5 protein-coding genes are annotated in these 5,631 nt (G+C 64.1%); 3 read left to right on the forward strand and 2 right to left on the reverse strand.

Annotation, left to right across the window (positions count from 1 at the left end; genetic code table 11):
* Positions 1-878, forward strand: an 878-nt coding sequence (locus tag WBQ77_RS10850; protein WP_424060232.1) for an NAD-dependent epimerase/dehydratase family protein, incomplete at its 5' end; no start/stop codon positions are given.
* A gap of 10 nt (positions 879-888) precedes the next feature.
* Here the strand turns inward: WBQ77_RS10850 and WBQ77_RS10855 are convergent.
* A complete protein-coding gene (locus WBQ77_RS10855) occupies positions 889-2,031 on the reverse strand; it encodes a glycosyltransferase family 4 protein (RefSeq protein ID WP_424041927.1) in 1,143 nt (380 codons plus the stop codon).
* Between the two features lie 228 nt (positions 2,032-2,259).
* On the opposite strand from WBQ77_RS10855, the gene WBQ77_RS10860 reads away from it, so the two are divergent.
* Entirely contained in the window at positions 2,260-2,562 is a 303-nt protein-coding gene (locus WBQ77_RS10860) for a hypothetical protein (protein WP_424041925.1), read from the forward strand.
* A 96-nt stretch (positions 2,563-2,658) separates the two neighbouring features.
* Complete coding sequence (locus WBQ77_RS10865) at positions 2,659-3,393, forward strand: nickel/cobalt transporter (RefSeq protein ID WP_424041923.1); 735 nt, start codon at positions 2,659-2,661, stop codon at positions 3,391-3,393.
* A 1-nt stretch (position 3,394) separates the two neighbouring features.
* Here WBQ77_RS10865 and WBQ77_RS10870 read toward each other — a convergent pair.
* Positions 3,395-5,631 (reverse strand): tetratricopeptide repeat protein (locus WBQ77_RS10870; RefSeq protein WP_424060234.1); only part of this gene is annotated, 2,237 nt, incomplete at its 5' end.

A 5,631-nucleotide genomic window follows, 5' to 3' on the forward strand; every position in this document is an offset into this window, starting at 1 on the left:
GTCAAAGCCTGGTCCCGGCTCTGGCAAAACGCGGCTTCTCCGTACGGGCCGCCGCCCGCGACCCCGTGCGCATCACGCAAGCGCCCAACATCGAGCCAATCGCGATGCCGGATCTGGCAGATCCCGCCGATTGGTCCGCTGCGCTCGACGATGTCAGCCAAGTCGTGCATCTGGCCGGCATCGCCCACGCGCCCGGCAGGCTCCCCGACGACGTCTATGCGCGAATCAACACCGAAGCGGTGGCCGAGCTCGCCGGCCAGGCCAAAGGCCGGATCGAGCGTTTCGTCTTGATGTCGTCCGTGCGCGCCCAGGCCGGCTTGTCGTCGCCCACGACGATCACCGAAATGGAGCCGCCCGCGCCCACGGAAATCTATGGCCGGACGAAGCTTGAGGCGGAACGGCGGCTTGCGGCAAGCGGCGTGGACTTTACCGTGCTCCGCCCTGCGGTGGTCTACGGGCCGGGCGTGAAGGGCAACATCGCCTCGCTCGCCACCATCGCCAAGACGCCGATGCCGTTGCCGTTTGGCGGACTGGATAACCGGCGGTCGCTGGTTTCGATCGAGAATCTCATCGCCGCGGTAGCCCACGTCCTCCGATCCCAGCAAACGCGGAACCAGACCTATCTCGTCGCCGACGCGACCCCGATCAGCGTCGAGGGGCTCGTGGGCGCCATGCGCGAGGGATTGGGCCGCCCACCACAGCTCGTGAAAATGCCCCACGGCGCCATCAAACGGCTGATGAAATCGTTCGGGCGCGAGGCCGATTGGGAGCGTGTTTGCGGAACATTCGAGATTGATGCTTCCAAGCTGATGGCAACGGGCTGGAAGCCCGAAGTTGCGAGCCCGGATGGCATTAGGCAGATGATGCGCGCGAAATAGCGCCGCGCTCCTAGCTTGCGATCAATCGCTCGTAGAGCGCGACCGCCTCCTGGCCGATCACACGGGAGGAGAACTTCTCTTCCGTCAGGCGCCGAGCCTCGGCACCATAGTGCTGCCGGAGGCTGGAATCGCGCGCGAGCTCCAGCATCGCTATCGCCAGGGCCCCGACATCGTCGACAGGAACCAAGAGCCCCGTCTTGCCTGGAACGGCGATTTCCCGGCAACCTGGCACGTCCGTGGCCACCATGGGCCGCCCGGAGGCGGCTGCCTCCAGCAGGCTCTTGGGGAGGCCTTCGCCACCACGGGATGGCTGTACGGCGAAATGCGCCTTCTTCCAGACTTCGCGCACGTCCTCTACACGCCCGAGCCAGGTGATCCCGTAGGCGGAAGCGAATTCTCGAAGCTGCTCTGGCGCTAGCGACCCGGGATTTTCCGGATCGCAATCCCCCGCAAGCACGAGGTGGAGTTCCGGCTCCTTCCCGTCCGCGCGACCGTCCGTTGCCCGGCGGAACGCCTCGACCAGCGTCTGAACGCCCTTGATTTGGAGCATGCGGCCGACGAATGCCGCCGTGACGGTTCCTTCCGGCTCGGGCAGCGGCTGGTATTTTTCGATATCAACGCCAGAGCCCGCGATTATCATGATGGCCGCCTCGGGCACGCCGAGCCCCGCCACGAACGCGCGGTCCTCAGGATTCTGCACGACCGTCACGGAGCGAACGCGCCGCAAGAGCCGGCTCAGGGCCATCACGACCAGCTTTCGCGTGAGGCCGCTCGCTCCACCGCCATCGACAAACAGCGCGCCCATCCCTGTCAAAGTGTTGACGATCGCCATGTCTTGGAGCCCGTACCCCGCGAGGGTTCCGAGCAGAACGGGCTTCAGGGCGACGTTGTGGACGAGCCTGGGCTTCACTTCGCGCATCAAGCGCCGGAGCTGCAGGATGGCCGCAAGGCTGTCGCGCGCGGAAATGCTACCCCGGCTCCAATCCAGCCTGTGGGGAACGAAGCCTTCCGCCTCGACCGCCGCCGCGCCATCAAGGTACCGGGCCGCCACATGCACCTCATAACCGGCCTTTTTGGCAGCACGCGCCATGGGCAGGCGATGGGATAGGAAATACCAGTCTTCGGTTACGACGTAGAGGATGCGCGGCGCCATGACTCATGCTTTAACCGCTTGCGAAGCGTGCCGCAATTTCGCCGTGGCGCTAGGGTTTTCTAATGCGCGCTGCTTGTGGCGCTTTGGCCACGGCATTACATCACAATACGGGGAACCGCCGCCATATCTAGCGCGGCCGCGCAAATCACGCTAGACTTAGGAGTTAGGGCGCTCAAGTTCGGGGCGCAACAGGGCGAGTTGGAATTTGCCTGACGAGGGATGATTGAGATGCGCGCTTTCTACCTTGCGCTTTGTGCCGCTTCGAGCTTGGCCCTGATGCCGCTCAGCGCCGAAGCCTTTGAGATTCAGGGCCAAGATGCGGAGCTTCCGAAGAGTGCCGCGGAGCATTTCGGCCTTTCGCCGGCCTATTCGATGCCTCAATTCGAGGGCAGTTCCTTGGCCATGCCCTATGCAAATGGCAGCGAAGGCTCCGGCTTTGCGTCGGACTACGGCAACGGCATCGCCATCCCGGCGCCAGGGGTCAGCCAGCCGGCCCCAGCCTGGCGTTCCGGTCCTAACCTCCGCTACTAGACTGCTTAACTCACTCCCGCAGTATCGCTTCCCGCGTAGCCCTTGCACGCGGACGTGACTTTCTGTGCGCACGGTCCCATGTGAGACATCAAAGCCATGCAGGACATGATCGCCCTCCAGCGCTGGCTCTATGAGGGCATCGCAAGCGGGTTTCGCGACGTCGCGGGCGGAAGCGGCCTTGCCCTCGCCGCCGCCTTGGGGGCGGCTGTGCTATTCGGTGTCCTGCATGCCATGATGCCCGGGCACGGCAAGACCGTACTGTTCTCCTATCACCTGGGCCAGAAGGGTAGCCTTGTGTCCAGCATCGCCAATGGCGCGATCCTGGCACTCACTCATGTAAGCATCGCCATCGTCCTGGTGCTCGCCGGCTTCGCCGTCATCAACCGGGCCTTCGCCTATGGCGGGCGTACGCCCCAGTTCGAACTCGCGAGCGGCGTCCTAGTCGTACTCATTGGCGCCTTTCTGTTGTGGCGCGCCGGCAGACGCGCAACGCAACCCGATCCCGATGGCGAGACACCGCAGAAGGGGCGTGTGCTGGCCTTCGTGACAGGCCTCGTGCCCTGCCCGCTGACGACGTTCATCATGAGCTACGCGCTCGCCCGAGGGCTGCTCGAGGCGGGACTTGCGGTGACTGCCGCCATGGCCGCCGGCATGGTGTTGACCATCTCGGCCGTAGCCGTGTTGGCAACCCTATCGCGCAACCAGCTCCTATCGTTCTTCTCCCGGACGGAAGGGACGCGGCGCTGGCTAGGGAGTGCCTTGGAGATCGGCGGCGCGAGCCTCGTACTTCTTTTCGGCGTGGCGCTGATCCTCGGCGCGCAAAGTACCTGAACTACTGCGCGCCTGTCTGCTCCATCACCTGCTTGGTGAGCGCCTCGATCAACTTCTTGATGTTCTGATTGGCCGGGTCGGCCTTGGCCAGCCGTTGGGCAAAGTCGAGAGCCGCGGTCAGATCACCCTCCGCGCGGGAGAAGTTCACCAGCCCGGTCAAGATTTCGGGGTTGTCCGGATGCCGGTCGAGACCGGACCGCAAGACGGCGATGGCCTCGCCGCGCCTGCCGATCGAATCGAGTCCCACCGCGTAGACATAAAGGTAGCGCGCGCGATCCGGCTCCAGCTCCGCCGCACGCCCCAATTCTTTGACGGCTTCGTCCGGCTTCTTGAGGCGGACCAGTGCCAGGCCCAGCGCATGGTGTAGACCGCCATCGTTCGGCGACAGCCGCAGCGCCGCGCGCAAGACCGCCATACCGTCGTCGTCGCGCCCTTGAGCCCGGTAAAGGTCTGCCAGATTGACGGCAGCCGGCGTGAAATGCGGGCTGAGGTCGAGCGCCGTCCGGTACGCGGTCTCCGCCTTTTCCAACGCACCTTTGCGAATGTAGTAGCGCGCGAGCAGCGACTGCGACTCGGGGCGGTCCGCGTTCAGAACTTGCGAGTCGACGAACGCTTTCTCTGCCGCATCGAGCCTGGCGCGGTCGGCGTCGGATAGGTCCGCTTCCGGAGTTCCGGCGAGCAGGAACCCGGCCCTGGTTCGCACCCCATGGACCGGGTCGTCCAGGAGCGTGGAGATGAGCGGCCAGAGCTGCGCGCCGGACGCCGTCTCCAAATGATCGAGCGCGGCAAGCCGCATCATGGGATCGGGGTCGGAAAGCCCTGCGCGAACGGCGCCCGCTGTGCGTGGGGACGGATAGGCTGTTAATTCTTCAAGGGCACTTGCGCGCACGAACGAAGGCGCGGCTTCGTCTTCGGCAACGGCTGCAAGCAGCGCGGCGGCATCGGAAGTGCCGGTCCAAGCAGCATGGAAGGCGGGACCAAAACTCTGGTAACCTTTGCGCTCTGGCCCATACCAGTCCTCGATCGCGGCGGCCGCCCATTTGGCCGGCTTGTCGGAATGGCAATCGGTACAGGTATTGTCGACACCTAACTTCATGGACAGATCGGGACGGGGCACGCGGAACGCATGGTCGTGGCGCGTATCGATGACCATGAACTCGCGTGCGGGCATATGGCAGGAGATGCAATCCGGCGCGTTCGCACCCTCGTGATGGGTGTGGCTGGGCTCTTCATAGCTGCTCGCGTGGCATTGCAGGCAAACCTCACCGCCCGGCGCTCTCAACTTGGCGCTATGCGGGTCGTGACAATCGCTGCAGGTTACACCGGCGGCAAACATCTTGGACTGTTTGAACGAGCCGTAATTGTAGACCTCGTCGAGCATCTGCCCGTCGGGCTGATAGAGGCCGCGCGAAATCAGCGCCACCTGGTGACTGTCCGACAAGGGCTGCCCTGGCACGAAAGCTTCCGAGATTACACCCCGGCGCGCGTGGCAGCGCCCGCACATCTCGACCTCTTTGCGCACCGTCATGGGAGGCGCGCTGCGCTTGGGCTGCTTTGTCTCAGGATCCAGCGACCATGTGACGCCAGACCGCTCGTTGAACCGGGCCAGGAGACCGAGCGCCTTGTCGGCGGTCGATCCCTGGCCAGCCTCTTTGGCCCAGGCGACATGCGCTGAACCTTCGCCATGGCACCCCTCGCACCCGACCGTGATTTCCTTCCAGGTCGTATCGTAGCGCTTCGTCGCCGGATCGTAGTTCTTAGCGACGCCGGTCGAATGGCACTCGGCGCACATGAAATTCCAATTCTGGTTCAGCTTGGTCCAGTGCAATGGATCGTCGTGGCCGATCTTCTCGTTGGGATAGAGGTGAAACCAGCGCTGACCGCCCTCGGCCTTGGGACGGCTGTCCCAGGTGATCGTCAAAGCCTGGATACGCCCGTCCGGAAACTCGACAAGATATTGCTGCAACGGATCGAGGCCGAACGTGTATTTCACCTCGAACGTCTCGCGGTCACCATCCGGGCCGTCGGTTTCCACGAAGAACCTGCCGTCCTTCGTAAAGAACCGGGAGGTGATGCCGAAATAGTCGAAGGTCGTATCGTTGAAGTCCGCGAGAACCGTATCGGCGGTCGCGTGGGCCATGGCATGTGCATGCTGGGACGGACGCCACAGCGTGCCAGCGTCTTGGTGGCAGGAGATACAGGTCTCACTGCCCACGAAACTTGGAGCGCTGGACGAGA

It is taken from the genome of Methyloceanibacter sp. (assembly GCF_049590335.1).
GTDB lineage: Bacteria > Pseudomonadota > Alphaproteobacteria > Rhizobiales > Methyloligellaceae > Methyloceanibacter.